24 protein-coding genes are annotated in these 26,040 nt (G+C 63.0%); 14 read left to right on the top strand and 10 right to left on the bottom strand.

Going from position 1 to position 26,040, the window contains the following annotated elements; translation table 11 throughout:
- Positions 1-120 precede the first annotated feature (120 nt).
- Positions 121-1,095 carry a hypothetical protein gene (locus CPI83_RS24570; RefSeq protein ID WP_092764620.1) on the top strand — a complete coding sequence of 325 codons (975 nt, stop codon included), beginning with the start codon at positions 121-123 and terminating at the stop codon, positions 1,093-1,095.
- Between the two features lie 125 nt (positions 1,096-1,220).
- Here the strand turns inward: CPI83_RS24570 and CPI83_RS24565 are convergent, their stop codons facing one another.
- Positions 1,221-2,045 carry a crotonase/enoyl-CoA hydratase family protein gene (locus CPI83_RS24565; protein WP_007734275.1) on the bottom strand — a complete coding sequence of 275 codons (825 nt, stop codon included), beginning with the start codon at positions 2,043-2,045 and terminating at the stop codon, positions 1,221-1,223.
- Between the two features lie 79 nt (positions 2,046-2,124).
- Between CPI83_RS24565 and CPI83_RS24560 the strand changes: the two genes are divergently transcribed.
- Positions 2,125-3,798, top strand: a complete 1,674-nt coding sequence (locus tag CPI83_RS24560; protein ID WP_092764652.1) for an acyl-CoA synthetase — start codon at positions 2,125-2,127, stop codon at positions 3,796-3,798.
- On the top strand, positions 3,798-4,913 hold the full coding sequence (locus CPI83_RS24555; RefSeq protein WP_003945863.1) for a nitronate monooxygenase: 1,116 nt from the start codon (positions 3,798-3,800) through the stop codon (positions 4,911-4,913). Before CPI83_RS24560 ends, CPI83_RS24555 begins: the two co-directional genes overlap by 1 nt.
- A 55-nt stretch (positions 4,914-4,968) precedes the next feature.
- On the opposite strand, the gene CPI83_RS31075 is transcribed toward CPI83_RS24555, so the two are convergent.
- The 6 genes from CPI83_RS31075 to CPI83_RS24530 form a co-directional block, all read right to left on the bottom strand.
- Complete coding sequence (locus CPI83_RS31075; RefSeq protein ID WP_019746984.1) at positions 4,969-5,124, bottom strand: hypothetical protein; 156 nt, start codon at positions 5,122-5,124, stop codon at positions 4,969-4,971.
- Between the two features lie 67 nt (positions 5,125-5,191).
- Positions 5,192-5,929, bottom strand: a complete 738-nt coding sequence (locus CPI83_RS24550) for an FCD domain-containing protein (protein ID WP_024487763.1) — start codon at positions 5,927-5,929, stop codon at positions 5,192-5,194.
- A gap of 60 nt (positions 5,930-5,989) precedes the next feature.
- The gene (locus CPI83_RS24545; protein WP_020906302.1) at positions 5,990-6,808 is read right to left on the bottom strand and encodes an ATP-binding cassette domain-containing protein; all 819 of its coding nucleotides are present in this window, start codon (positions 6,806-6,808) and stop codon (positions 5,990-5,992) included.
- Positions 6,805-8,883: a dipeptide/oligopeptide/nickel ABC transporter permease/ATP-binding protein gene (locus CPI83_RS24540; RefSeq protein ID WP_051636449.1), complete on the bottom strand. Its 2,079-nt coding sequence runs from the start codon at positions 8,881-8,883 to the stop codon at positions 6,805-6,807. Before CPI83_RS24540 ends, CPI83_RS24545 begins: the two co-directional genes overlap by 4 nt.
- Positions 8,883-9,842, bottom strand: a complete 960-nt coding sequence (locus tag CPI83_RS24535) for an ABC transporter permease (RefSeq protein ID WP_020906304.1) — start codon at positions 9,840-9,842, stop codon at positions 8,883-8,885. Before CPI83_RS24535 ends, CPI83_RS24540 begins: the two co-directional genes overlap by 1 nt.
- Before the next feature lie 43 nt (positions 9,843-9,885).
- Positions 9,886-11,511 carry an ABC transporter substrate-binding protein gene (locus tag CPI83_RS24530; protein WP_097388246.1) on the bottom strand — a complete coding sequence of 542 codons (1,626 nt, stop codon included), beginning with the start codon at positions 11,509-11,511 and terminating at the stop codon, positions 9,886-9,888.
- A 274-nt stretch (positions 11,512-11,785) separates the two neighbouring features.
- On the opposite strand from CPI83_RS24530, the gene CPI83_RS24525 reads away from it, so the two are divergent.
- Genes CPI83_RS24525 through nagB form a run of 9 tightly spaced genes read left to right on the top strand, consistent with a single transcriptional unit; the run spans position 11,786 to position 20,163 of the window.
- Positions 11,786-12,844 (top strand): Gfo/Idh/MocA family oxidoreductase, encoded by a 1,059-nt coding sequence (locus tag CPI83_RS24525; RefSeq protein ID WP_030534711.1) that lies wholly within the window; start codon positions 11,786-11,788, stop codon positions 12,842-12,844.
- A complete protein-coding gene (locus CPI83_RS24520) occupies positions 12,841-13,836 on the top strand; it encodes a Gfo/Idh/MocA family oxidoreductase (protein ID WP_097387846.1) in 996 nt (331 codons plus the stop codon). Before CPI83_RS24525 ends, CPI83_RS24520 begins: the two co-directional genes overlap by 4 nt.
- Complete coding sequence (locus tag CPI83_RS24515) at positions 13,833-14,891, top strand: Gfo/Idh/MocA family oxidoreductase (protein WP_097387845.1); 1,059 nt, start codon at positions 13,833-13,835, stop codon at positions 14,889-14,891. The genes CPI83_RS24520 and CPI83_RS24515 overlap by 4 nt, the downstream gene beginning before the upstream one ends.
- Before the next feature lie 46 nt (positions 14,892-14,937).
- Complete coding sequence (locus tag CPI83_RS24510; protein WP_007734313.1) at positions 14,938-15,867, top strand: dihydrodipicolinate synthase family protein; 930 nt, start codon at positions 14,938-14,940, stop codon at positions 15,865-15,867.
- Position 15,868: 1 nt separating this feature from the next.
- Entirely contained in the window at positions 15,869-16,798 is a 930-nt protein-coding gene (locus CPI83_RS24505) for an ROK family protein (RefSeq protein WP_019746991.1), read from the top strand.
- Entirely contained in the window at positions 16,795-17,502 is a 708-nt protein-coding gene (locus CPI83_RS24500) for an N-acetylmannosamine-6-phosphate 2-epimerase (RefSeq protein WP_047889266.1), read from the top strand. The genes CPI83_RS24505 and CPI83_RS24500 overlap by 4 nt, the downstream gene beginning before the upstream one ends.
- Positions 17,499-18,191 (top strand): SGNH/GDSL hydrolase family protein, encoded by a 693-nt coding sequence (locus tag CPI83_RS24495; RefSeq protein WP_046377970.1) that lies wholly within the window; start codon positions 17,499-17,501, stop codon positions 18,189-18,191. Before CPI83_RS24500 ends, CPI83_RS24495 begins: the two co-directional genes overlap by 4 nt.
- Positions 18,188-19,372, top strand: a complete 1,185-nt coding sequence (locus CPI83_RS24490) for an amidohydrolase family protein (RefSeq protein WP_097387844.1) — start codon at positions 18,188-18,190, stop codon at positions 19,370-19,372. The genes CPI83_RS24495 and CPI83_RS24490 overlap by 4 nt, the downstream gene beginning before the upstream one ends.
- An 11-nt stretch (positions 19,373-19,383) precedes the next feature.
- Complete coding sequence (gene nagB, locus CPI83_RS24485; RefSeq protein ID WP_020968501.1) at positions 19,384-20,163, top strand: glucosamine-6-phosphate deaminase; 780 nt, start codon at positions 19,384-19,386, stop codon at positions 20,161-20,163.
- A gap of 9 nt (positions 20,164-20,172) precedes the next feature.
- On the opposite strand, the gene CPI83_RS24480 is transcribed toward nagB, so the two are convergent.
- The 3 genes from CPI83_RS24480 to CPI83_RS24470 form a co-directional block, all read right to left on the bottom strand.
- Positions 20,173-21,804 carry a long-chain-fatty-acid--CoA ligase gene (locus CPI83_RS24480; protein ID WP_097387843.1) on the bottom strand — a complete coding sequence of 544 codons (1,632 nt, stop codon included), beginning with the start codon at positions 21,802-21,804 and terminating at the stop codon, positions 20,173-20,175.
- A 61-nt stretch (positions 21,805-21,865) separates the two neighbouring features.
- A complete protein-coding gene (locus CPI83_RS24475; RefSeq protein WP_020968503.1) occupies positions 21,866-22,987 on the bottom strand; it encodes an acyl-CoA dehydrogenase family protein in 1,122 nt (373 codons plus the stop codon).
- Positions 22,988-22,999: 12 nt separating this feature from the next.
- Positions 23,000-24,181, bottom strand: a complete 1,182-nt coding sequence (locus CPI83_RS24470) for an acyl-CoA dehydrogenase family protein (protein WP_003945878.1) — start codon at positions 24,179-24,181, stop codon at positions 23,000-23,002.
- A 265-nt stretch (positions 24,182-24,446) separates the two neighbouring features.
- Here CPI83_RS24470 and CPI83_RS24465 point away from each other — a divergent pair, with 265 nt between their 5' ends.
- Both CPI83_RS24465 and CPI83_RS24460 read left to right on the top strand, forming a co-directional pair.
- Positions 24,447-24,638, top strand: coding sequence for a ferredoxin (locus tag CPI83_RS24465; protein ID WP_007734330.1), 192 nt, complete (start codon positions 24,447-24,449; stop codon positions 24,636-24,638).
- Positions 24,639-24,747: 109 nt separating this feature from the next.
- On the top strand, positions 24,748-25,665 hold the full coding sequence (locus CPI83_RS24460) for a 3-oxoacyl-ACP reductase (protein ID WP_007734334.1): 918 nt from the start codon (positions 24,748-24,750) through the stop codon (positions 25,663-25,665).
- Positions 25,666-26,040: the final 375 nt, after the last annotated feature.

Here is a 26,040-nt window from a genome sequence, read left to right as displayed (position 1 = left end):
CACGTTCAGCGCATCTGAGGCGCTCAACGCGCCTTTCGCTCGCCGAAAGTTATCCACAGGGCCGCCAAAACCCCAGGTCGCCGCCGGGGCCCACGCTGCTACTCGAGTCATGCTGCAACCATGCGACGTGGAATGTGGGGCGATGATCTGGACGCGATCTACCGCGTCAGTCGAAGTGGAGTGATCCGAACGGCCGAGTTGGCGCGATTGGGCGTCTCCAACTCCGCCGTGCACACCCGGTGTCAACTGGGTGGACCCTGGCAGCGCATATTGCCAGGAGTGATCCTGCTCCGAAATGGTCAACCGACGCCACGTCAACGATCGATCGCTGCGCTCATGTTGAGCGGTGACGAGTCGCTGCTGACCGGGCGATCTGCCATGTCGGAGTACGGATATCGGACGCACGCCGGGGATGTGCAGGTGCTCATCCCCATCGACCGTCGAGTTCAATCGGTTGGATTCGTCACGGTGGAGCGCACTATTCGACTGCCTGAGGCGGAGATTCGCAACGGTCTGCGCTGTGCGCCGCTGCCGCGGGCACTACTCGACGCTGCGAGGCGGTGCAAGGCCCTCGATCCCACACGGGCACTCATTGCCGAGGTCGTTCAGCGTGGCGACGTCTCGGTGCGCGAACTTGCGAAGGAACTCGAGGCGGGTAGCAGTCGGGGTTCCGCGCTACCTCGGGTCGTGTTGCGCGAAGTGAACGCGAACGTCCACTCGGTTCCGGAGGTTCACGCGCGAAAACTGTGGCAGCGGAGCGGGCTGCCGGAAATGTTGTTCAACCATGAGATCCGGGATGCCGACGGAGACTTCATCGCAATTCCGGACGGATGGATCGATTCGGTTGCCTTCGCGTGGGACATCGACTCCTTGGAATGGCATGCCGCGCCGACGGACTACAAGCGCACGGTGGAACGTCGGACGCGTATGCAGAATGCGGGAATCATCGTGTTGCCGACGGTGCCCAGTGCACTGCGAACGGACCCTGATCGTGTGATCGAGGACCTGCGTGCGCACTACAGATTGGCGCAGTCACGTCCCCGGCCACAGGTGTTCGCGAGGTCGAGGTGGGTCAAATTGGACGAAACCGGCTGAGCGAAAGTGCCTTTCGGCGCACTGAAGGCGCCGAAAGGTACGTTCGCTCGAAAAGGGGGTGGGTGGGACCGAGAGCGGACGGGAAGGGGGGTGGCTCAGGCAGGGGTGGGTCGGACACCCCTGACTCAGACACCCTTGAACTGGGGCGCCCGCTTCTCACCGAAGGCTCGCGGGCCCTCCTTGGCGTCCGCGCTCATGAACACCTTCATGCCCAGCTGCGCGTCGATCTGGAAGGCCTCTTCCTCGTGCATACCCTCGGTGTCGCGGATGGTCTTGAGAATCGCCTGCACGGCGAGGGGACCGTTTGCACTGATCAGGTCCGCGAGCTCCAGCGCCTTGTCGAGGGCCTGACCGTCCGGGACGACGTGGCCGATGAGCCCGATCTCCTTGGCCTCCGGAGCCTTGATGTGACGACCGGTGAGCAGGATGTCGGCTGCGATCGTGTACGGAATCTGTCGAACGAGACGCACCGCGGAACCGCCGAGCGGGAAGAGCCCCCACTTGGCTTCGGAGACGCCGAACTTGGCGCTCTCACCCGCGACGCGGATGTCGGTGCCCTGCAGGATTTCGGTTCCACCGGCGATGGCTGCACCCTCGACCGCAGCGATCAGCGGCTTGGTCAACCGGCGACCCTTGAGTAGACCTTCGATCTTGGACATGTCGACGCCGCCGCCCGCGAAGGAATCTCCCGGAGGCTTGGCGGACATGTTCTTGAGGTCGGCGCCGGCGCAGAAGTCGCCGCCAGCTCCGGTGAGTATCGCGACGCGGATTTCGGGGTCGTTGTCGACCTGATCCCAGGCGTCGACCATGATCGCCATCATTTCGCCGGTGATGGCGTTCTTACGTTCGGGGCGATTCATGGTCACGATGAGAACGTGGCCACGCTTCTCCACGAGGCAATGCGGCGCGGTTTCCGAAATGTCTGATTTTTCGGTCGTCGAAGTGGACACTGATGGCTCCTGGCGGGTCTGTGAGCTGGCTCTCAAATTGGGTCTTGCCAGAAACGGTAACACGTTCTACTTTGAACTCGTGGCCCTTAACATCGCAGACTTCGTAGAGCACGCAATCGACCTCGTTCCGGACCGCGTTGCGCTGGTCTCGGACAACCGCGAGATGACTTATGCGCAGTTGGAGGACCGAGCAAACCGCCTCGGCCACTACCTGCGTGAACATGGCGTTCAGCCGGGTGACAAGGTCGGCATCTACTGCCGGAACGTCATCGAGGCGATCGAGGCCATGGTCGCCGTTTTCAAAATCCGGGCCGTGATGGTCAACATCAACTACCGGTACGTCGAGAACGAGTTGCAGTACATCTTCGACAACTCCGACATGGTTGCGCTCATTCACGAGCGCCGCTACTCGGACAAGGTCGCGAACGTCCTGCCGAACACTCCCAAGGTCAAGTCCGTCATCGTGGTCGAGGACGGCACCGATCTGGACTTCAATGCTTTCGGCATCGGCTACGAGGACGCACTCGCGCAGAGTTCGGCTGAGCGTGATTTCGAAGAGCGCAGCAACGACGACATCTTCATGCTCTACACCGGCGGCACCACCGGAAGTCCCAAGGGCGTCATGTGGCGCCACGAGGACTGGTGGCGTGTTCTCGGCGGCGGCATCAACTTCGTCACCGGAGTTCCGGTCGAGGACGAGTACGAGATGGCGAAGGTCGGCGCAGCCAACCCGAGCATGATCCGCTACCCGATCCCCCCGATGATTCACGGTGGTTCGCAGTCTGCGGTGTTCCACAGCCTCTTCGGCGGCGGAACCTGTTTGATGCACCCGGAATTCGACGCCCACGAGGTGTGGCAGAACATCGACAAGCACAAGGTCAACCTGATCTTCATCACGGGTGACGCGATGGGCCGTCCGATGCTCGACGCACTGATCGCCGGCAATCCGAAGACGGGTGAGCCGTACGATCTTTCGACGCTCTACGTGATGGCCAGCAGTGCTGCGCTCTTCTCGCCGAGCATCCAGGAGCAGTTCCTCGAACTGTTGCCCAACCGCCTGCTGACCGACTCCATCGGAGCATCCGAGACCGGCTTCGGCGGACTCGCCGTGCTGAGCAAGGGCCAGAAGCACACTGGCGGTCCGACGGTCAAGATCGACGCCTCCACAACGGTTCTCGACGACGACGGCAACGAGGTCGAACCCGGATCGGGCAAGCGCGGCATGCTCGCGCGCAAGGGCAACATCCCGCTCGGCTACTACAAGGACGAGGTCAAGACGGCCGAAACCTTCCGCACCATCAATGGCGTTCGCTACTCGATCCCCGGCGACTACGCTCAGGTCGAAGCCGACGGCACGGTCACGATGCTCGGCCGCGGTTCGGTGTCCATCAACAGCGGCGGTGAGAAGGTTTACCCGGAAGAGGTCGAGGGCGCGTTGAAGGCGCACCCGGACATCTTCGACGTGCTGGTGGTCGGTATCCCCGACGAGCGCTTCGGTCAGCGGGTTGCCGCAGTGGTTCAGGTACGTGAAGGCACGTCGCCGACGTTGCACGACATCGCCACCGCAGCGCGCAAAGAGATTGCCGGATACAAGGTTCCGCGCAGTGTGTGGTTCGTCGACCAGATCAAGCGCAATCCGGCCGGCAAGCCCGACTACCGCTGGGCGAAGGCCGAAACGGAATCGCGCGAGGCCGATGATCACAACGGAAACGGCGCTCCTGTGTCGTCCGCAAACGAAAGCGTGGAAGCCTGATGCGTTCGGATCTCGCCGACAAGTTCGGCATCGAATACCCGATTTTCGGATTCACTCCTTCCGAGCATGTCGCGGCCGCGATCAGCCGCGCGGGCGGTCTGGGCGTGCTCGGTTGCGTCCGGTTCAACGATCCGGAAGAGCTCGAAGCCGCACTGACGTGGATGGACGAGAACACCGACGGTAAGCCGTACGGCGTCGACATCGTCATGCCTGCCAAGGTGCCGACCGAGGGCGGCGCCGTCGATCTCGACAAGCTGATTCCGGAGGAGCACCGCGCCTTCGTCAACCGCACGCTCGACGAGCTCGGTGTGCCGCCACTTTCCGACGACGTCGAGCATGCGACCGGCGTACTGGGATGGCTTCACTCGGTAGCGCGGTCTCACGTCGATGTTGCTCTGGGACACCGGATCGCGTTGATTGCGAATGCACTGGGATCGCCGCCGAAGGACGTCATCGATCAGGCACACGAGAAAGGCGTTCCGGTAGCAGCACTGGCCGGCGCCGTCGAGCATGCACGTCGTCACGTCGAGAACGGTGTCGACATCGTGATCGCGCAGGGCTACGAGGCCGGCGGTCACACCGGCGAAATTGCGTCGATGGTTCTCGTTCCGGAAATCGTTGATGCACTGGGCGATTCGGCGGCCGTACTGGCTGCCGGCGGTATCGGCAGCGGCCGTCAGGTGGCTGCTGCACTTGCACTCGGTGCGTCCGGAGTGTGGATGGGCTCGTACTGGCTCACCACGTCCGAATACAAACTCGGCAGTGCGTCGGGCGAAGGCCCGTCCGCTATTCAGCGTGCACTGTTGGGCGCGACGTCGGCCGACACCGTACGTTCGCGCATCTACTCGGGTAAGCCCGCTCGGTTGCTCAAGACCAAGTGGACGGAAGCCTGGTCGAACCCGGGAGCACCGGCGCCCTTGCCGATGCCGCTGCAGAACCTACTGGTCAGCGACGCTCATCAGAGAATCGCTGCATCGGAGAACCCGGAAGTTGTGGCAATGCCCGTCGGTCAGATCGTGGGACGGATGAACGAGATCCGACCGGTCGCCGAGGTCATGGCAGAGCTGGTGTCGGGGTTCGAGGACGCGCGAACCCGACTGGATTCGATGAAGTAGTAGATGACACGTACGTATGCCCTCGGCCGAGTTTCGGCCGAGGGCATACGTCGTTTCAGCCGGCGAGGTCGTCCGGTCCGACGCTGTCCGACAACCATTCTCCGCGGCTGAGGGCGCCGTCGTCGCGGCGACGTGCGATCACGAAAATGACCAGGGCGGCAGCGAGGACAACTGCGAGAACGCGCGAAGGCGTCAGGTTCGGGTTCTTCATACCCGTAATTTTGCCGGAAGAACGGGCGCGATGGTGAGACAGCGGAGCAAAATCACGCGTTTCGAAACTACTGCGCTTCGGAAGCATGAAGGCCGGCGATCCGCTCGCGCAGGCCACCGAAGTGCACATCGAGAGTGTGCGCCGCCTCGACGGCATCACCCGTACGGATCGCGTCGAGAATCGCACGATGCTTCGACGCGATGTCGATCAGTGGTGTATCCGAATGCCCGATAGCCTGCTGGATCTCGCTGTACACCTGCCAGAAGACGTCCATCAACTGAGCGAGGACCTGGTTGTCGAGCGGGGAGTACAGGCGGGAATGGAAGGTCGCGTCGATGTCGGAGAAGTTCTTCCCGGCGGCGGCACGGACCTCCATGCCGGTGACGAGTTCGTCGAGGTCGGCGTGGTCGGCCGACGTCATCTCGGCCATCGCCGCACCGATCAGTCCGGTCTCGAGTGCCTGACGAATGTCGACCAGTTCCATCGCCTCGTGCCCGGTGCCCTGCAACGACAACCGGCCACGGAAGGTCAGGCCGTCGGCGAGAGCGTCGAAGTTGCTCGGGGCGACGAACATTCCGAAACCGTGACGGATCTCGACGACGCCCAAGGCCTGCAGAACCTTGAGTGCCTCGCGGAGCGTGTTCCGGCCGATTCCCAACTCTTCGGACAGTTCGGCCTCGGTGGGCATCGGGTCGCCTGGGGAGAGTCTGCGTTCGAGGATCAAGTTCATGATGTCCGTCTGAAGTGCGCGCATGCGGTTTTGCGCGCTGAAACGAGCGCCCTGTGTGCCACTCCGGACAGACATCGATTCCCCTTTTCTGATACGAACGTCCTTCATCCTATGTCCGGTCATCCGCTCCATTGGTCAACCCACGTCAACGGTGCGTTGCAGGAGACTGGGCGCCGCGCCCAGCAGTTTGGCCGTGTACGCATCCGACGGGTTGTCGAATACTTCCTGGGCTGTCCCCTGCTCGACGATCCGCCCGGCGTTCATGACGACGATCGTGTCGGAGACATACCGCACCGTCTGGATGTCGTGCGAGATGAACACCATGCCGAGCCCCAACCGAGCCTTGATGTCGCTGAGCAGGTTCAGGATCTGCGCTCGCACCGAGACATCGAGAGCCGACGTAGGTTCGTCGGCCACGATGACGTCGGGCTCGAGCGCGAGCGCACGCGCGATCGCGACACGTTGACGCTGCCCGCCGGAGATCTGGCTCGGGATGACTTCGAGCGCAGATTGGGGGAGTCCGACCAAACCGACCAGCTCGCGAACTCGGGCTGTTCGGCTCGCGCGGTTGCCGATGCCGTGGACGTCGAGCGGATCGGTGAGGATGTCGGCCACCGTCATTCGCGGATTGAGCGCGGTAGCCGGGTCCTGGAAGACGATCGAGATCGCCCGCCCGAACTCCTTGCGCACGCCCGCCGACCGGGTCAGAGCGCTTCGGCCGCGAAATACCACGTCGCCCGACGTCGGTTTCTGCAATCCGACCATGACTTTGGCCAGAGTGGACTTGCCGCAACCCGACTCGCCCACGATGCCGATCGTCGCCCCTCGTCGTACGGCGATACTGACATCGTTGACCGCGTGAACCGTGCCGGGTTTGAACAGTGATCCCGAACGGGTCTTGTGGACGACGTGAATGTTCTTCAGTTCCAGGATGGGTGCTTCAGCTGTAGTCATCGCACGCTCTCCAATTCCGATTCTGCGTGTGCGGGAGTCGCGGACTGGTTCGCGAAGAAATGCTCGGTCTCGCCGATCCGAACCATCTCGGGCTTTCGGTTTGGATCGGAATCCGGACGCAGGGAACGTTCGGCAAAACGGTCACCGGCGGCGAAGCTGCCTGGCGACGGTACGGTTCCCTGGATCTGGTGGAGCCGCGGAGCCTCGTCCTCGATGGAGAGAACGGCGCCGAGGAGGCCCTGGGTGTATTCGTGACGCGGATCGACGAGTAGATCGCTGGTGGGCGCAGACTCGACGACCTGACCGGCGTACATCACCGTGATCTTGTGAGCGAGTGAAGCAACGAGTGCAAGATCGTGGCTCACGAAAACCATGGCAAAGCCGAGCTTTTCCCGAAGATCGTTGAGCAAGTCCACGACCTGGGCCTGGACGGTGACGTCGAGAGCGGTGGTGGGCTCGTCCGCGACGATCAACCGCGGACTGCGGGTGAGCGACATGGCGATCAGAACGCGCTGACGCTGACCACCGGAAAGCTCGTGTGGGTAGCTGGAGAGAGTGCGCACCGGATCGAGTCCGACGAGTTCGAGCAGTTCCTCGGCTGTGCGGGTACCGCCGCGCTTGGTGAGCTGCTTGAACTGCGCGCGGATCAGCATCGCCGGATTCAGAGAACTCAGCGCATCCTGGTAGATCATCGCCATGTCGTGCCCGCGCAGCTTGTTTCGCTCCCGGTTGTTCAGCTCGAGGACGTTGACTCCGTCGAACAGGATCTCGCCGGTCACCACCGCCGTCTTGGGCAGTAGACCCATGATCGCCAGCGAAGTGAGCGACTTTCCGCAACCGGACTCGCCGACCAGTGCCATCGTCTCGTTCGGGCGGACGGTGAAGCTCACGTTGTCGACGATCGCCGTGTCTCCGTAGCGTTCGGGGAACCGGATCGTGAGATTGCGGACCTCGAGGAGGGGCGCTGCATCGCCCTCGTACACAAGACGATCGGACCGAGACCGCTCGGTTTCCGCCAGGATTTTCAGGTGAGTTTCGAGAGGAGTCGGCTCGGCCGCCGGCTTCAGGACATCTTTCACGACGCTCGGGTCGGCGAAGTCGTCGATCAACTCCGGAGTGTTGGCGACCGATGCGGCTTCGTCCTCCAGAATGAGCTCGTTGGAGGTCTCCTCCGCTGCGGCAGTCTGCGCTGCTTCCAATGCGGAGGGCGTCTTCTTGGTTTTCTTCAGACTCGGATCTGCCATCGCGTCGGTCAGGCCCTCGGCGAGCACGTTGAGGGAGAGCACCGTCAGAAGAATCAGCAGACCGGGGAACACCGTTGCCCACCAACCACCGAGAAGGACCATGTTCTTGCCGTCGGCGATCACCGATCCCCACGACGGATCCGGGGGACGGACACCTGCTCCGATGAACGACAGGCTGGCCTCCAGCACGATGGCGTCGGCGACCATGACAGTGCAGAAGACGAGAACGGGCGCAGCACAGTTGGCTACGACGTGCTTGACGACGATGTGTGAAGTTCTTGCGCCGATGACCTTTTCGGCCGCGACGTAGTCCTCACCGTACTGAGCGAGAACGTTCGCGCGAACGACGCGGGCGACCATCGGTGTGTAGAGGAACGCGATGGTGACGATCAGAACCGGAATCGAACCACCGAAGGCTGCGACGAGTACGGCAGCGAGCGCGATGCCCGGGAACGCCATGACCACGTCGAGCACTCGCATGATGGTCTCGTCGACGCCTTTTCGGCTCGTTGCGGCGACCGACCCGATGAGAGCACCAGCGCACAATGCAAGGAAGGTGGACCCGAGACCGATGGTCAACGACCAGCGTCCGCCGTAGAGCAAGCGGCTGAACAGATCTCGGCCGAGACTGTCCTGACCGAACCAGTGCTCGGCGCTGGGGCCCGCGGTACCGACCGCCTGTTCGAGTGGGGTGTACTGCGTGATCAGCGGCGCGAAGAGGCAGGCGAGCACGATGATCGCGAGAACCGCCATCGACAGCCAGGCCGAGAGGGGGAAGCGAGAAAAGGTGATACCGGGTCGCGAAAGCTTCTCGGTGAGTTTTCTTCTCATCATGCTGCGCTCCGAAGTCGTGGATTGACGAGCAGGTAGAGGATGTCGACAGCGAGATTGACGACGACGAAGCCGACCGCGATGACGATGACAACACCCTGAACTACTGCGGGGTCACCGTTGGTGACGCCGTTGATCATGAGCTGACCCATTCCGGGAAGGCCGAAGATCTGCTCGATGACCACAGCGCCGCCGAGGAGGTAACCGACCCGTAGACCCAGGACGGTGAGCGGGTTGATCAGTGCGTTACGCAAGACATTTCGCCCGATCACCACGTGATACGGCAGGCCGCTGCCGATCGCGGTACGGACGTAGTCCTTGTCCAACTCCTCGACCATCGACGTGCGGATGATTCGCGTGAGTTGTGCTGCGACGGGCAGTGACAGGGACAGCGCCGGGAGCGCCATGTACCAGAGCCAGTCGGTGACGGAGTCGCTCGGATTGACGTAGCCACCGGTGGGGAACCATCCGAGTTGGACGGCCAGATACTGAATCATCAGCAGTGCCAACCAGAATGACGGTGCTGCCACACCACCGAGGGAGATCACTCGGATGACCTGATCCGGCCAACGATCGCGGAACAGTGCGCTGGTGACACCGAAGATCAGCGAGAGCACGATGGCGATCACCAGTCCGAGAACCGTGAGCTGAATGGTCAGTGGCAGAGCGGTGGAGATCGAATCCAACACCGGGGTACCGGAAATCAGACTGTCACCCATATTGCCGCTGACCAGATCGGTCACGAAGTGAACGTATTGCAGCGGAAGCGGATCGAGCAGTCCGTTCTCTTCCTTGAACTGCTGCAACTGTTCCGCAGTCGGGTTGCCGCCGTTGAACGCCGCCGTTGCGGGATCGGTGGGCGCGAACTGCATCACGATGAAGACGAACGCGATGATGCCGAGGATCAGGGGGATCAGTATCAGTAATCGCCTGATCAGCATGGGGAGGACTCTTGCCATCGGGGAATCTCTCAGTTGTGGGAAACGGCCGAGCGGGCGGGTATCAGGCCGGCTTCGCCTGAAGCAGGTTGACGCCGGGGTACGGCAGCGGAGTGACGTCGGCGATCTTCTTCGGATCCCACGCAGTCAGGAGTTCCTGATGGAGAACCGGATAGTAGACAGCGTTTTCGGCGATCTGGTTCAGGTACGACTGCACAAGGGTGCTGCGCTTTGCCGGGTCTGTCTCGCGGGTGGCCTCGTCCATGGTGGCGTAGATCTTCTGTGCCTCGGGGGTGTCGTCCCACTTGGCGTAGGTCTTCGTCCACAGGCCGCCCTTGCTGTACGTGTAGCGCACGAGGAGGTCGACGTCGCTGCCGAACGCCTGTGGGTTGGACGTACCCGCAGCGATCTGGAACTTCTGGCCGCTGTTGAGCTTGCTCACCATGGCGCTGGTGTCCTGCGGTTCGAGCGTCGTGTTGAATCCGACTGCGTCCCAAGACTCTTTGATGGTCGGCAAGCAGTCGGCCAACCAGCTGACGTTGGTGGAGAGCAGCGTCAGGTCGAGGCCACTGACACCGGCGGCAGTGAGGAGCGAGCGGGCCTTGTCCGGATCGTACGAGTAGACGGTGGACGCTCGCGCGTAGTCGGGGTTGCGCTCGTACAGGTAGCTCGTGGCCGGTGCTGCCTTGCCGCCGAGGGCGATCTCGATCATCTTCGGGGTGTTGATCGCATAGAACATCGCCTGGCGAACACGAACGTCGTCGAACGGTGCCTGAGTGGTGTCGAAGAGCAGGTACATGAGGTTCATGCCCGGGTTGCCCTCGACGGTGCGCCCACCGGAGGTGAGGGTGGGGACGTTGGCGACGGGGATGTTGTCGGCGAGTTGTGCACCGGCATTGTTGCCCGAGACGCGCGCGATGCGTGAGGAGGTGTCGACGATGGAGAGCCAGTTCATGGTCGCGAAGTTGGCCGGACGCGGCCCGTTGTACGCCTCGAACGCCTCGAAAGCTGTGTTGCTCTTGGGGGTGTGGCTCTTGAGCTTGTACGGACCGGAACCGACGACCAGCGCTCCGGACTTGGCCTCGTCCCAGTGGCCGTCGAAGACGTGCTTGGGCATGATCTTGGCGATCGAGAGACGCTGTGCGGCAGCGCTGAACGGGTAGTTGAAGTTCAGGGTCACCGTTTGGTCGTCGACCTTGGTGACGGACTGCAACCAGGAGGAGAAGAAGGAGCGGATCAGTACGTTCTGCTGTGGATCGAGGATGCGATCGAAGGTGAAGACGACGTCGTCCGAGGTGACCGGAGTGCCGTCGTGCCAGGTTGCTCCCTCGCGGATTTTCATGGTCCAGCTCGAGGCGGTGGCGTCGGTCGGGACGGCCTGTGCGAGCGCCGCATACGTCTCACCGGTGTCTGGATCGTTTTCGAGCAGTCCCTCGTAGACGTGGTTGACCGCTGCCATGAGGAAACCGGATGCAGTCTGCATCGGGTCGAAGCTCTGGTCGTTGCCGTATCCGATGGCGGTGGTCAGATCGCCGGTGCTCGCGGAACCGCCGACAACCGAGGTCGACGACGGGCCGCCGCCGCAGGCCGCGAGAGTCGCGGTGATACCTGCTGCAGCTCCCAGTAGCCCGGTGTACCGAAACAGGTCTCGGCGTGTGAACGCGGAGCTCAGCGGTCGTTCGTTCTTCAAGGCGGCCTCCAAGGCGGGGAGCGGGACATCAAGGGAGTGGATAGGGGATGTCCTATGTTCGACGTCCGATGTTGCGTAACTTACATTGTGGATCAGAAAGCGTCTAGAGAATCTTCGGAACTGGCGGTGTTGAACTTCGACGTTTCGTCGGTTTCGAACCAAGAATAGTGCTCTCACCTGCATAGATGAAGACTGTGTTACCGACGTCGAATTGACGACCGATGACGCTGGCCGTATAACATAGGACATCCCTCATCCAATCTTTGGAGACTTCATGACCCGATACAAAGTCGGTGTGGTCGGTTGCGGATTCTTCGGTAGTTCCCTCGCTCGCGAGCTGGCTGCCCATCCACGTTTCGAACTGGCGATGCTGTGCGACCGTGACTTCGAGCGGGCCAAGGACGTCGCCGCAGAGTTCTCGGCAACCCCGACAGACGATCACGACGCGGTGGCCGCTGACCCGGAGTTGGCCCTCGTTGTCGTCGCGACGCCCAATCACGCGCACGCCGAACCTGCCATCGCGGCACTCGAACACGGCAAGGCAGTTTTTGTCGAGAAGCCACTTGCCGTCGAACTGGTCGATGCGCAGAACATGATCGCGAGCGCCGACGCGAGCGGTTCGCCGTTGATGGTCGGGCACATCATGCGGATGATGCCGGGTGTACGACGTCTGGCGGACCTGCTGACGTCGGGGGAGCTCGGCGAGGTCGCTGCGATCGAAACGTCTCGCTCACGCTGGATCGACACCGACGGCGCAGATCCACAGTGGTGGAAGCTCGACAAGAGCCGAACGGGTGGAGAACTGACTCACGAGATTCACGAACTGGACCTGATGTGCTGGCTCGGCGGCGAGGTGACTGCCGTGTCGAGCATCGCCACCGCGGACGACGGCTTCCGCAACACAGTGGTGTCGTTCGCCGGCGGCGCGATCGGCAGACACACCATCTCGACGCGTTCACACACTTCTTCGTGGGAGCTGACGGTCGATGCCGCCGAAGGCTCGGTCCACGCGGACTTCCACACCGGCCGGGTCAGCCGACTGCGCGGGGGACGGGTCGAAGAGTCGTGGCCGATCTTCGACGTCGACGCCGAGAATCAATCGTTGATCGACTCTGCGAGCAGGACGCAGAAGTACAACTCGGGTAACGGAGGATCCCCGCTGTGGATGCAGGCTGCGATTCGCCACGAAATCGACGAGATGGCAGCAGTTCTCGACGGCAAGGCTGACTCCGGCTCACCGTTGACATACGCACGTGAACGCGCACTCGTCGTCGCCGAACAGGTGCGACTCGGTGGCGGGGAACCGGCGGCGCTGTCGGGAAGTGCGAAGTGACCGTGCGTGTAGCCGTCATCGGCAGCGGCGCAATCGCGCGGGACCACGTCAGCGCTTTGGCGCGCATCCCGTCGGTCGAAGTCGCCTACGTATTCGGCAGTGACTTGGACCGTGCCGCATCGGTCGCGGCATTGGCGCCGGGCGCGAAAGCCAGTACCGATCTGGCGAAGATTCTCGCAGACCCGAGCGTGCACGCGGTCAACGTCGTGGGGGCCACTCCGGACCACGCGCCCGTGACGATTGCCGCAGGCCGCGCGGGAAAGCATGTGCACGTGGAGAAGCCGGCCGCGCTGACAGTCGCGGACTTCGACGCGATGGTCGAGGCCACCGAAGGTGGCGGCGCCTCACTGATGGTCGGACAGACCGTACGATTCCAGCCGTCGATCTCCTCGATCGGAAACTCGGTTGCACAAGGCGCCATCGGCGACCCCCGGCTGATCCACCTCAGTTGGTACACCGGCCACGTCTGGCCAGGGGGCTGGCGAGGCTGGCAACACGACAAGGACCGCTCGGGTGGTCACCCCGTTCACAACGGAACCCACGCTCTCGATCTGGTGACGTGGCTGATCGGTCGTCGTCCGATCCGTGTGTTCGCTCGTAGTTTCCCCACCTTCGCGGCGGGGATGCCCGTGCACGACAGCTTCCATCTGACCGTTCGCTTCGAGGACGGATCGCTGGCGCTCATCGAATTGGCTTACGCACTGCCGCAATCGGGAAAGATGGTGCGCCGGATCGTGGTGTCGGGGACATCCGGCACGCTCGCGCACGACACCGGCGACGACCCAGGCCTGATGACGGATACGACAAACGCGCCGCCGTCGTCGATCGAAGATGCGATGGCGCATCAGATGCGCCACTGGATCGCCACTCTCGACGGTTCCGCGACCCCGATAGTCGAGAACTGGCAGGTACGTGCAGCTCTCGCGACTGCCATCGCTGCACAACAGTCACTCGACACCGGCCGCGCGATTTCGATCGGAGAACACCGATGACCGGCACCGGTTCGATCCGCGTCGGATTTGTCAGCGGCGTAAGGCATGCCGGCTCCTATGCGGACCTGTTGCGCTCCGATCCTCGAGTGAGCTTGATCGGGGCCTCCGACGAATCCTCGGTCCCCGATTGGATTCGTGAGGACGGAATCGCGATGGCAAAGGCCGCAGACATCGAGTGGATCGACGAACTCGGCGAGCTGCTCGACCCCGAACGGATAGACCTGGCGATCATCTGCAGTGAGCCGACCAGGCATGCACGGCTTGCGATTGCCGCACTGAACGCGGGACTCGACGTCCTGGTGGACAAGCCGGTGGGTATCGACGAGTCGGAGGCCGCGGCGGTCGAGGAAGCGGCACGGTCGAACGGGCGAATCTGTACGGTGGTGAACCGCACTCATTCACCTGCGCTCCGGCGACTGCGCCGCTGGATCGATGCCGGAAACCTCGGACTGCCGCGCCACGTGGACATCGAGTTCCTGGCAAGCGGAACACATTTCGCGACGTCCGTCGAGCGTCCCGAACTGGTGGTGGATCCCGCGCTTTCCGGCGGGGGAGAAGTAGTGAACTTCGCCGGTTACGCCGCCGACTACCTCAGATACCTCACCGGCCTGGACGTCACCGAGGTGTACGCCGAGACGAGCACACTCTACGGCGGGGCCCACCAGCAGTTCGGAGTCGAAGACACGGCGTTGATCTCGCTCGCCCTGGAAAACGGCGTCACCGCGACGGTGACCGTCGGAAGAATCCCCGCAGCACCGGGTTTCGGCGCGAATACCGCGACGCTTCGGGTCCTCGGCTCCCACGGATACGCGAGTTCCGACGACGACAAACCCGCGGTGACCCACTTCGCATCCTCGGGAGACGTGACCGCACTACCCATCGGCGGCTTCGGTTCGGACAACGCGGTGTCGAGCCTTCTCTCTCACGTGCTCGATCGACTTCCCACACGGACCGAACCCGACTACACCGTGGCAGACGCCCGCGCGTCGATGCGCGTGATCGATGCTGCCTATCTGTCCGCCTCGAGCGGTCAGCCGGTCTCCGTCTCTCCCTGACAGCCGCACCCACAACTCAATCCGACAACCAACATATGGAGACCCCATGAGCACGGAAACCACCACCTTCAGCGGAATCGTCCCGCCGATCGTCACACCACTGACGCTCGAGGGCGAGGTCGACACCACGTCGCTCGAACGCCTGCTCTCACTGCAGATCGAAGCCGGAGTCGACGGCTTGTTCGTCCTCGGTTCCTCGGGTGAGGTCGGTTACCTCACCGACGCTCAGCGCGCCCAGGTGGTGCAGACGGCCATCGGTCACGTCGGCGGCCAGGTACCGGTCCTCGTCGGCGTGAACGACATGACCACCAACCGGGTCATCGCCGTCGCCGAGCAGGCGCGTGAAGCGGGTGCGGATGCCATCGTCGCGACGGCGCCGTTCTACGCGATCACCGACGCAGCCGAGACGGCAACGCATTTCCGCTCCATCCACGCCGCAGTGGATCTTCCGTTGTTCGCCTACGACGTCCCGGTTCGTGTCCACAGCAAACTCAGCCCGGCAATGCTGGTCGAGCTCGGTCGCGAGGGAGTCATCGCCGGCGTGAAGGATTCGAGCGGCGACGACGTCAGTTTCCGTATGTTGCTCCGTCAGTCGGCCGGGCTCGAAAACTTCGCCGTCTTCACCGGGCACGAGGTAGTCGTCGACGGTTGCCTGCTGATGGGTGCTTCGGGCGCTGTGCCCGGCCTGGCCAACGTGGACCCCCACGGTTACGTGCGACTGTGGCGCGCTGCGCAGGCAGGAGACTGGGCGGCGGCGAAGGCCGAGCAGGATCGACTCACCGATCTGTTCTCCATCGTCGAGGCACCGACACCGGGTCGCGTCAGTGCCGGTGCCGCGGGTCTGGGCGCATTCAAGACGGCTCTGGCCTTGCGCGGCGTCATCACCGGCAACACGATGTGCGCCCCGATGCTCTCGCTCGACGAGTCCGAGACCGCAACGATCAAGGTCGTTCTGGAACAGGCCGGGCTCCTCTGACATGACACCTGGGCAGAAGCGATGGATCGGCATCGACATCGGCGGCACCAAAGTGGCTGCCGCGGTGGTGACGTCCGACGGAGACGTGATCGACACCGTTCGTGCGGCAACACCGACGGCCGGTAGGGAGGCTGTTCTCGAGACCGCCACCGCGTTGGTCGACCGTTTGAGGGCGGATCACCCGGTAGCCGGAATCGGAGTCGGTGCACCGGGAATCATCGATCGGGTGCGTGGCCGCGTCGTCTTCGCCTCCGACATTCTGTCCGGATGGAGTGGCGCCGAGGTTCGCGGGGAACTCGAGGCGCACTCGGGTCTACCGGTGACGGTGGACAACGACGTGCGCGCGATGGCCCACGGCGAGAACATGATCGGCGCCGGTCGCGGTCGAAGCTCTGCACTGTTCGTCTCGATCGGTACTGGAATCGGTGGCGCGTTGACCGTGGGCGGACAGCTGTATCACGGCGCCCACGGAACAGCCGGCGAGCTCGCGCATCTGCTGGTTCCGGTCTCCGGGGCGATAGGTTGCGGTTGCGGTAGAACCGATCACCTCGAGGCAGTCGCCTCTGGCCCGGCGATGGCGGCCGAGTACGCAGCGCGGGCAGGTGTGCCCACTCAACCGTTGCAGAAGGTGGTGGCACTCATGCGCTCCGGCGACCCGATCGCCCGTGCCGTGGTCACCGACGCCGGTACTCTGCTCGGCCGAGTCCTGGCCGGCGTCGCCACCGCATTCGATCCCGAGGTGATCGTCATCGGCGGCGGCGCAGCCCAGATCGGAGCCGACCTCTTGTCGCCGCTGACGTCCGCTTTCCGGGTGGAAGCGATGGGTCCCATTGCCGAAACCGCCATTCTTCCTGCCCGTTTGGGCACCGATGCGCCGCTCGTCGGAGCTGCGCTCCTGGCCGCCGCAACACGAATCGAGGTAACACCGTGACTGTCGAAGAACTGCTCACCATCATCAGCGGGAAGCTGATCGTGTCCTGTCAGGCCGGACACGGCCATGCCTTGCGCGACACCGGGACCATCGAGAGGATGGCCCGCGCCGCGGTCGACGGCGGTGCAGTGGCGATCCGCTGCGGCGGTGTGGGCGGAACCCCGGATGTCGCCGCAGTCGTGTCGGCAGTGAAGGTACCGGTGATCGGTTTGACGAAGATCGGCTCGGAGGGCGTGTTCATCACGCCGACAAGGGAATCAGCCCTCGAAGTCGTGGATTCGGGTGCGCAGATCGTGGCTGCCGACGCCACCCTGCGACCTCGTCCGGACGGGCTGACCTTTGCCGACACCGTCGACGCGGTCCATGATCGCGGCGGCCTCGTCATGGCTGATTGTGGAACACTCGAGGACGGCATCGCTGCCGCCGCGGCGGGCGCCGACATCATCTCCAGCACACTGGCGGGATATACCGAGAACAGCCGACGCCTGGCCGGCCCGGATCTGGAGCTGATCTCGGAACTGCGGCAGGCACTTCCAGATGTAGTCCTCATCGCCGAGGGGCGATACCACAGCCCGGAGGATGCGGCACGCGCCATCGCCCTGGGTGCAGACTCGGTGGTTGTCGGAACCGCAATCACGGATCCGGCGTTCATCACGTCGAAATTTGCAGCCGCAGTATCGGGCGCCGAAGGGCAGAGGGTGTGACCCCGACGTCGAAGGCTTTGAAGTCCAAGACTGCTGAACGGATTCGACTGGAGACTTTGCTCGTAGACTCGTCGACGCCGATCCGGTGGGTCTTCACCGGCGACAGCATCACTCAGGGATTGACGCACACCGACGGTCATCGAAGTTACGTCGAACACTGCGCCGAGCGCGTCCGTGGTGAACTTTCCTTGTTCAACCACGTCCTTGTCAACACCGGGGTGAGCGGCAATCGATCCTCCGATGTGCGTGCAGGTTTCGCACACCGCATCGAAGTGTTCGAACCCTCGGTGGTGTTGATCATGCTCGGTACGAATGACGCATTGAATGGCGAAGAAGGACTGGAGCGGTTTCGAGACGACCTCTCGGACATGATTTTCCGGACGCGAGCGATCGGTGCGGTGCCGATCCTGCAGACGCCGCCACCGATCGACGTCGAGAATGCGCCCACCAGAGCGGGATTGGTTCAGTACGTCGAGGTCGTGCGGCAGGTTGCCGCCTCGACGCGTGCGGTGTTCGTCGACCACTACGCGCAGTGGACGGCCGATTCTCCCGAGGGTCCACCGCCGGCTCTCCTGGCTGACGCGTTCCATCCGAACGAACAAGGGCACTACGTGCTCGCGGACGCCGTGCTCCGTGAGTTGTCGATCGCGGATGCCGAAGTTCCCGTTGTACCGCAGGTGATGTCGTGACACTTCGTGGACAAATTCTGCGTGGACAATTGGTGACCGGTGGTCGATTGCTCTCGGACGGGGTTGTCGAGATCTCGGGTGATCGTGTGGTGTGGGCCGGACCCGCGTCGCAGCGAACCGACCCGTTACCCGAACGGGCAGCTGCGGGAACAACGATCATTCCGGGTTTGGTCGACGTTCACTGCCACGGCGCCGGCGGATTCGGTTTCCCCGAGGCAGACGAGTTCGGATCCACCGTGGCTGCCGATCACCATCGGACGAACGGCACGACCTCGGTGATCGGCTCGCTCGTCTCCGCGCCGCCGCAGATCCTGCGCAGTCGCATCGAGCTCCTGGCAGGACTGGTGGACGAGGGCACGCTGGTCGGAATTCACCTGGAAGGTCCATTCCTTTCGGTACTTCGTTGTGGCGCCCAGGATCCCGACAGCATTCTCGACGGCGACCCGGCTCTGCTCGAGTCGCTGCTCGAAGCCGGCCGTGGGCGCATTCGCTCGATGACGATCGCTCCGGAGACAGCACACTTCGACGAACTTGCCTCATTGCTGGAGCGTCACGGTGCCGTCGTGAGTATCGGACACACCGATGCGTCCAACCCGATTGCGACACGTTCGATCGCACACTCGGCGCATGCACCGCTCAGTGCCACTCACCTGTTCAACGGTATGGCGCCGATGCATCACCGTGCTCCCGGCGCAGTGGCGGCATGTCTTGCCGCGGCTGCGAAAGGACAGATGGTGGTCGAGTTGGTCGGGGACGGAGTACATCTGGCCGACGAGACGGTAGCGACGGTGTTCGATCTTGTCGGTCCGCATCAGATCGCGTTGGTCTCCGACGCGATGGCTGCCGCCGGAATGCCCGACGGCCGTTACCCGCTCGGGCCTCTCGACGTCGACGTGGTCGGTGGCGTGGCGCGATTGGCCGGCCAGGGGGAAACGGCCATTGCCGGCGGGACGAGTCGGTTGATGGACATAGTCCGCCGGGCTGTCAATCACGCCGGCGTCGATCTGCTTTCGGCTGTCATCGCAGCGACGGCAACGCCTGCTTCGCTGATGGGGCTGGCCGGAATGGTCGGCGATCTCGTGCCGGGTTGCCGCGCCGATCTGATCGTCACCGGTCCAGAACTCGAAACCCGCGCCGTCATGGCCGCTGGGAACTGGCTCATGAACTACACCGAAAGCTGAGGAATCAACCGATGGAAATTGTCATTGTCGACAGTGCGGATGCGGCCGGCACCGTTGTTGCCGACATCTTCGAACACGCGGTGCATTCAGGTTCAAGGACTTTGGGCCTGGCGACGGGGTCTTCACCGCTCTCTGTCTACCGCGAACTCGCGCGCCGTCACCGCGAGGACGGGTTGAGTTTTGCCGGCGTGCAGGCGTTCCTGTTGGACGAATACGTCGGCCTGCCGGAAGGCCACCCGGAGTCGTATGCCCAGGTGATCCGCACCGAGCTGGTGAATCACCTGGACCTGGACGCGGCAAGGGTATTCAGCCCCGACGGCACCGCGCCGGATCCATTTGCCGCCGCGGCAGCCTACGACCGGGCGATTGCGTCGAATGGTCCGGTGGACGTACAACTTCTGGGCATCGGCGGCAACGGTCACATCGGTTTCAACGAACCGACGTCCTCGCTGAATTCGAGGACCCGGGTCAAGACGCTGACGGAACAGACTCGAACCGACAACGCCCGATTCTTCGAGAGTCCGGACGAGGTACCACGGCATGTGATCACCCAGGGCCTCGGAACTATCTGCGAAGCAAATCATCTGGTGATGATCGCGACCGGCGAGCACAAGGCCGCTGCGATTGCCGCTGCCGTCGAGGGGCCTCTGGCCGCGGTGTGCCCGGCATCGGTTCTCCAACTGCATCCACACGCGACGGTGGTGATCGACGATGCAGCGGCATCACAGCTTCGGCTCACCGAGTTCTACAAAACGGTGTCTGCGCACAAACCGCTTGCTCAGCACTACTGAGATATCGGGCTAGACGGGCTCTCGCGTCTTCTCGAGGCCGAGTGCCATTTCGGGAGTGAGTAATTGGAAGTCGGATTCTCCGCGCCGGCGGATCCACACCGGATCGGATGTGTTCCATCGTTCGGCGCTCTGCGTTCGAGTGACCACCTTGAACGTCGCCGTTCTCGGGAACTCACTGCACACGCGGATCAAGGTCGGTTTCTGCTTCGGCCCGAGTTCCGGCCGGGAATCGATGTATTCGGCTACGGCTGCCGGGTCGAAGTTGTCGACGTCGCCGACCGGAATCACCGACGCCATGACGCGGTCGCCGACATCGCTGTCGGGGACTGCGTACACGGACACCTGCGCGAAGCCCGGGTAACCGACGAGCGAGCGTTCGATGGGTGCGGCGCCGATGTTCTCGCCGTCCACTCGTAGCCAACCGGAACTGCGTCCCGCGAAGTAGACGTAGCCGTCGACATCGGTGTACGCCAGATCGCCGCTCCAGTACTGGCCGTTGCGCATTCGCTCGGCGTCGGCTTCCGGGTTCTTGTAGTACCCGGCGAATGTGCCTGGGCCGGTGACGTTGACCAGTTCACCGGTTGCCTCGTCGGCATTGGTGATCCGGCCGTCAGCGTCGAAGACTGCAGGCGGGCATGGGGCTCCGGTCTCGGGATCGAGGATCTTGACCCCGTCCGGGAGAAGTCCGAGGGCGCCGGTCCGCGGCACCGGCGCCGCGGAAATCGAAATGCCGCCCTCGGTGGAACCGAACCCGTCGATGACGCGGGCATCGAAGCGCCGGACGAAGGTGGCGACGGCGGGCGCCGAACCCTCGTTGCCGTACATGATCTTCAAGGTGTTCTCCCGCTCGTTCGGCACCTCGGGGGTGGAAGCGATGAAGGACAACGGCTTTCCGACGTAGTTGGAGTACGTGATTCCGTACTTGTGAACGTCGGGCAGAAAGCCCGAAGCGGAGAACTTGCGGCGCATGGCAATTCCCGCACGAGCGTGCAGCGCGACCGTCCACGCCGCCATCATGGCGTTGGAATGGAACATGGGCATCGCCATGTAGACGACGTCGTCGGCGCCGAGCCCGAAACGATCGGCAAGCATGACTCCGGGAGAGGCCAACTTGTGGTGCGTGCACCGAACCGCTTTGGGATCACCGCTTGTACCGGAAGTGAAAATGAGCATCAACAGATCGTCGGGCTGCGCCGTCGACGCGTAGGTCGGCGTATCGGCGAAGGGCTCCAACAATTGCGTCCAGGCCGGAGAATCCACGTTGATCACCCGGACGTCACCGAGATCGACGTCGTCGAGTAGATGTGCCTGGTTGTTCTCGGTGAAGATGACCTGGCAGTCGGAGAGTTGGATGTCTCGCGCCAATGCCGGGCCGCGCCTGGTCGTGTTCAGTCCGGCAGCAACCGAACCCGAGAACGATGCTGCGCCGAGCAGTAGTGAGAATTCGGGGACGTTCTCCATCAGAAGACCGAAATGCCGGGGGCGCGTTCGATCGAGCAGCGTGTCCAGCAGCGCTGCTCGATCGAACGAGCCTTGAATGTGCTCGCGCCAGGTGATGACCTGGTCCTCGAAACGGATACCGCGGTCGTCGATCTCGCTGACTCCGAGGAGTAGATCGGAAACAGTGGGGCTCTGACTCATAGCTGCATCATCATCGATTCGTCTCGGACCAGGTCATGGATTTCCACTCGGTGGGACGCACTCAGGCAGGAACTGCGGCAAGTTCCTTACCCAGTGCGCGAAGCTGATCTGTTGCGTTGCCGAGCAGGAACTCGTGATGCTTGGCCGCGAGGAAGTAGCGGTGAACCGGATGGTCCTCGTCCAGACCAACACCGCCGTGAACGTGAACAGCGGTGTGCCCGACGCGGTGTCCCGCATCTGCAGCCCAGAACTTGGCCGTCTGCACGGCCCCGTCGGACGGAAGTCCTTCGCTCAGACGCCACGCTGCGGCCCAGAGAGTCAGGCGAACGCCCTTGACGTCGATGTATCCGTCGGCGAGGCGCTGGGCCACGGCCTGGAAACTACCGATCGGACGGCCGAACTGCACACGCTCGGTGGCGTATTCGGCGGTCAGCTTCAGCGCTTGATCGAGCACCCCGTACTGGTAGGCGCTGGAACCGAGCTGAATTCGTTCGACGATCCACGCCGCGATGTCGGATCCTTGGGCAACCGAGCCGAGAACACGATCGGCCGGGATCTGCACCGAATCGAACTCGACCAGGGCCGCACTCGAGAAATCCGTGGTCGATTGCCTGGTAATGCTCACGCCCGCGTCCGACGGTTCGACGAGGAAGACCGCGACACCGTCCTCGGTGATGGCGGGGACGAGGAACAGATCTGCGAGCGGAGCACTGTCGACGGTGATCTTTGCTCCGTCGATGCGCCAACCATCGGCGGTCTTCTCGGCACGCGTGATCGGGTGTGCCGGGTCGTCGTTGTATTCCTCGGCGAGGGCCGCGGTGAGTATCTTCTCACCGGCAGCGGCAGCGCTTGCCCAGTCGTCGCGCTGCTTGTCCGAGCCGAATTCGGCTATCGCTGCGGCGGACCCGACGATGGACGTCAGGAACGGAACAGCTGCGACGCCGCGGCCGAGTTCGGCCAGGATGCTGCACTGCTCGAGGACACCGAATCCGTCGCCGCCCACCGATTCCGGAAGGGCCGCGCCGAGAACGCCGGCCGAAGCCAGAGCGTTCCACAAGAGGGCGTCGAAACGGTCTTCGGCGGCGTCGAGTTCACGAAGGCGGTCGTTGGTGACCAGTTCGGTGACGACGGATCGTGTCAGTCCGGACAGGTCCTGCTGGGCCTCGGTAAGGGTGAATTCCATGATCGTTGGTCCTTATCGCTTCGATGCGGGAAGCCGCAGAGCTGTCATGCCGATGATGTCGCGTTGCACTTCGTTGGTACCGCCGCCGAACGTCAGGATCAGCGAAGAACGATGCATGCGTTCGATGCGTCCGCGTAGAAGAGCGCCGGGGGAGTTCTGCCTGATCGTGGCGGAGGATCCGAGGATCTCCATCAGCAAGCGGTAAGCCTCGGTGGCGAATTCGGTACCGAACACCTTGTTGGCCGACGCCGCTTCGGGACCTGGAGCGTGATCGGTTGCGGAGGCGATTTCCCAGTTCATCAACTTCAGGTACTCGGCCTTGGCATGCACGCGAGCCAGATTGATCTGCACCCATTCCTGGTCGATCATGCGTCGGCCGTCGGGCAGCTTGGTGTTCTGTGCCCACTCGCGGACCTCACGCTGCGCGGTCAGAATCGGTCCGGCCGAGGTGAGGGCAACACGCTCGTGGTTGAGCTGATTGGTGATCAGTGCCCAGCCGCCGTGTTCCTGGCCGACTATCGACGACGCCGGGACCCGTACGTCCTGGTAGTAAGTGGCGCTGGTGTCGGGGCCGGCCATGGTGTGAACCGGGGTGTAGGAGAAGCCTTCTGCGGTGGTCGGGACGATCAGCATGCTGATTCCCTTGTGCTTCTTGGCTTCCGGATCGGTGCGGCACGCCAACCACACGTAATCGGCGTACTGGATCAGGCTCGTCCACATCTTCTGCCCGTTGATGACGTAATCGTCACCGTCACGGACGGCCGACGTGCGCAGAGACGCCAGGTCGGTGCCGGCCTCGGGCTCGGAGTAGCCGATCGCGAAGTGGAGCTCACCGCGGGAGATCTTGGGCAGGAAGAAGGCCTTCTGCTCGTCCGTCCCGAAATGCATGATTGTCGGCGCTACGGAATTGATCGTCAGGAACGGCACGGGCGCACCGGCAATGGCAGCTTCGTCGGTGAAGATCAGCTGGTCCATCGCGGAGCGTTCCTGTCCGCCGTACTCTTTCGGCCAACCCAGCGTGAGCCAGCCGTCCTGGCCCATCTGCGCGACGACTTCGCGGTACACATTGCCTTCGCCGTACTCACCCGTCGTGGCAGCGAGTGCTTCACGCCGCTCGGGAGTCATCAGTTGTGCGAAGTAGGCACGCAACTCCTCCTGGAGCTGTTGCTGCTCAGGGGTGTAGGTGATGTGCATGGTTACCTCTCCATAGAGATACGAATCAAAGCGCCAACCATTCGATTGACACAGGTTCTATCGATGCGTACATCGGCGACAAGGGAAGCTCTCGCCGTCTCCGGCGGATCGTTCGACGTCCGTTCTCGGTACTTTTTCGAATCATTGCACACGACTGAAACAGGTTCTAGTGTTATCGCCAGGAACGGTGTGCGGCACAGCCCTGCGGCACTCGTTTCGTATCCGTGTTCGCGCCAGTAGTAGTGAGTAGAGAAGAGGAATCGCCATGGAGGTCAGGGTTGATCTGGACCGTTGCGAGGCAAACGGTGTGTGCGTAGGGATCGCACCCGATATTTTCGACCTCGACGACAACGAGGAGCTCGTGATCAGTTCCGTGCGTCCGCCGGAGGATCGCTGGGAAGATGTCCGTTCCGCGATCGCTCAGTGCCCGCGTGCGGCGCTGACCGAACATCCGTGACGATGGTTGCCCAAAACAAGAACACGTTCTAAAGTTGCGAACTCGTGGGTCACGGCAATCGAGCCGGGTAACTCGACACACGACCGCAGAGAACCGGGAGAGCGCTTCGATGAATGCTGTGAACAGCCCAGAAACCAGTCTCGAAGGCAAGGTCGCCATCGTGACCGGTGCCGGATCGGGGCTCGGAAAGTTCGAGGCCATCGGTCTGGCGAAGGCCGGTGCGTCGTTGGTCGTCAACGATCTGGCCCCGAACGAGGCCGTCGAAGCAACGCTCGAGGAGATCCGCGGTCTCGGCGCCAAAGTCGAATTCGTGGCAGGCAACGTCGGTGAGCGTTCTACCGCCGACGCACTGATGGAAGCAGCGCAGGGGCAGTTCGGCAGTGTCGATATTGTCGTCAACAATGCCGGCGTCGTGCGCGACCGGATGCTGTTCAACATGTCCGACGAAGACTGGGATCTGGTACTCGAAGTTCATCTTCGCGGCCATTTCCTCCTGTGCCGCAACGCCGCTGCCTACTGGCGGGCGAAATCCAAGGAAGCCGGGGCGCCGGTGTACGGGCGCATCGTCAACACTTCTTCGGAGGCGGGCCTTCTCGGACCGGAAGGGCAGCCCAACTACGGCGCTGCAAAAGCCGGAATCACGGCGCTGACGTTGTCGGCCGCACGTGGGCTCTCGCGCTACGGCGTTCGGGCCAACGCGATCTGCCCGCGGGCACGGACGTCGATGACCGAAGGTGTGTTCGGTGACGCGCCGGCCGACGGCATCGATCCGCTCTCGCCCGAGCATGTGGCATCGCTCGTCTCGTACCTGGCGTCACCGGCGGCCGACGCCGTCAACGGTCAGGTATTCGTGGTGTACGGACCGATGGTTGCGCTGATGGCGGCGCCCGTCGTCGAGCAGCGGTTCGACGCAGAGGGAGATTCCTGGTCGCCGGAAACGCTGTCCGCGGTGATGGGTGACTACTTCGCTGACCGTGACCCGGCAAAGATGTTCTCGGCATCGGCGGCCCTGCGCGCGTTGGGCTGATCGACGGGTCTGATTCTCAGGTGCGCGACACGTAGAACCGTTGTTCACACTTAGACGGTCTACGTGTCCACTTCCTGGTAGAAATAGCGTGTTCACGAGTCGGTGGGCGCGGCACTCTGCCTGCGTTCTACAACGAGACCAACGGTCTCGAAAAAACTAGACTGTGTTCCAATTTTGCATTCCTGTGAACGATGCGATATTCGATCGACGCGCCCGGTCAAGGCTGGCGCGGTAGCAGGGTCTCGATCCGGCGCCGATAAGCGCTGATCATTCAAAAGTATTAATTTCCAGGATATTTCGGCGAAATTCGCACCGAAAAGGGATGCTTCCCATGGCTCGAACCTTCGGGTTTCGGATCGTCGCCGTGAGGCTACT

Origin of the sequence: Rhodococcus sp. H-CA8f, assembly GCF_002501585.1 — a bacterium.
Classification (GTDB): Bacteria; Actinomycetota; Actinomycetes; order Mycobacteriales; family Mycobacteriaceae; genus Rhodococcus_F; species Rhodococcus_F erythropolis.
The sequence above is the reverse complement of the archived record's forward strand: the minus strand, read 5'-3'. Positions and strand labels throughout refer to the sequence as shown.

What these genes read in the sequence shown, in the direction of transcription:
- nagB (WP_020968501.1), top strand. Translation starts at nt 19,384, where the DNA reads ATGGAAATTGTCATTGTCGACAGTGCGGATGCGGCCGGCACCGTTGTT.
- CPI83_RS24465 (WP_007734330.1), top strand. Translation starts at nt 24,447, where the DNA reads ATGGAGGTCAGGGTTGATCTGGACCGTTGCGAGGCAAACGGTGTGTGC.
- CPI83_RS24535 (WP_020906304.1), bottom strand. Translation starts at nt 9,842, where the DNA reads ATGGCAAGAGTCCTCCCCATGCTGATCAGGCGATTACTGATACTGATC.
- CPI83_RS24460 (WP_007734334.1), top strand. Translation starts at nt 24,748, where the DNA reads ATGAATGCTGTGAACAGCCCAGAAACCAGTCTCGAAGGCAAGGTCGCC.
- CPI83_RS24525 (WP_030534711.1), top strand. Translation starts at nt 11,786, where the DNA reads ATGACCCGATACAAAGTCGGTGTGGTCGGTTGCGGATTCTTCGGTAGT.
- CPI83_RS24475 (WP_020968503.1), bottom strand. Translation starts at nt 22,987, where the DNA reads ATGGAATTCACCCTTACCGAGGCCCAGCAGGACCTGTCCGGACTGACA.
- CPI83_RS31075 (WP_019746984.1), bottom strand. Translation starts at nt 5,124, where the DNA reads ATGAAGAACCCGAACCTGACGCCTTCGCGCGTTCTCGCAGTTGTCCTC.
- CPI83_RS24555 (WP_003945863.1), top strand. Translation starts at nt 3,798, where the DNA reads ATGCGTTCGGATCTCGCCGACAAGTTCGGCATCGAATACCCGATTTTC.
- CPI83_RS24550 (WP_024487763.1), bottom strand. Translation starts at nt 5,929, where the DNA reads ATGTCTGTCCGGAGTGGCACACAGGGCGCTCGTTTCAGCGCGCAAAAC.
- CPI83_RS24510 (WP_007734313.1), top strand. Translation starts at nt 14,938, where the DNA reads ATGAGCACGGAAACCACCACCTTCAGCGGAATCGTCCCGCCGATCGTC.
- CPI83_RS24470 (WP_003945878.1), bottom strand. Translation starts at nt 24,181, where the DNA reads ATGCACATCACCTACACCCCTGAGCAGCAACAGCTCCAGGAGGAGTTG.
- CPI83_RS24505 (WP_019746991.1), top strand. Translation starts at nt 15,869, where the DNA reads ATGACACCTGGGCAGAAGCGATGGATCGGCATCGACATCGGCGGCACC.
- CPI83_RS24570 (WP_092764620.1), top strand. Translation starts at nt 121, where the DNA reads ATGCGACGTGGAATGTGGGGCGATGATCTGGACGCGATCTACCGCGTC.
- CPI83_RS24545 (WP_020906302.1), bottom strand. Translation starts at nt 6,808, where the DNA reads ATGACTACAGCTGAAGCACCCATCCTGGAACTGAAGAACATTCACGTC.
- CPI83_RS24540 (WP_051636449.1), bottom strand. Translation starts at nt 8,883, where the DNA reads ATGAGAAGAAAACTCACCGAGAAGCTTTCGCGACCCGGTATCACCTTT.
- CPI83_RS24515 (WP_097387845.1), top strand. Translation starts at nt 13,833, where the DNA reads ATGACCGGCACCGGTTCGATCCGCGTCGGATTTGTCAGCGGCGTAAGG.
- CPI83_RS24480 (WP_097387843.1), bottom strand. Translation starts at nt 21,804, where the DNA reads ATGAGTCAGAGCCCCACTGTTTCCGATCTACTCCTCGGAGTCAGCGAG.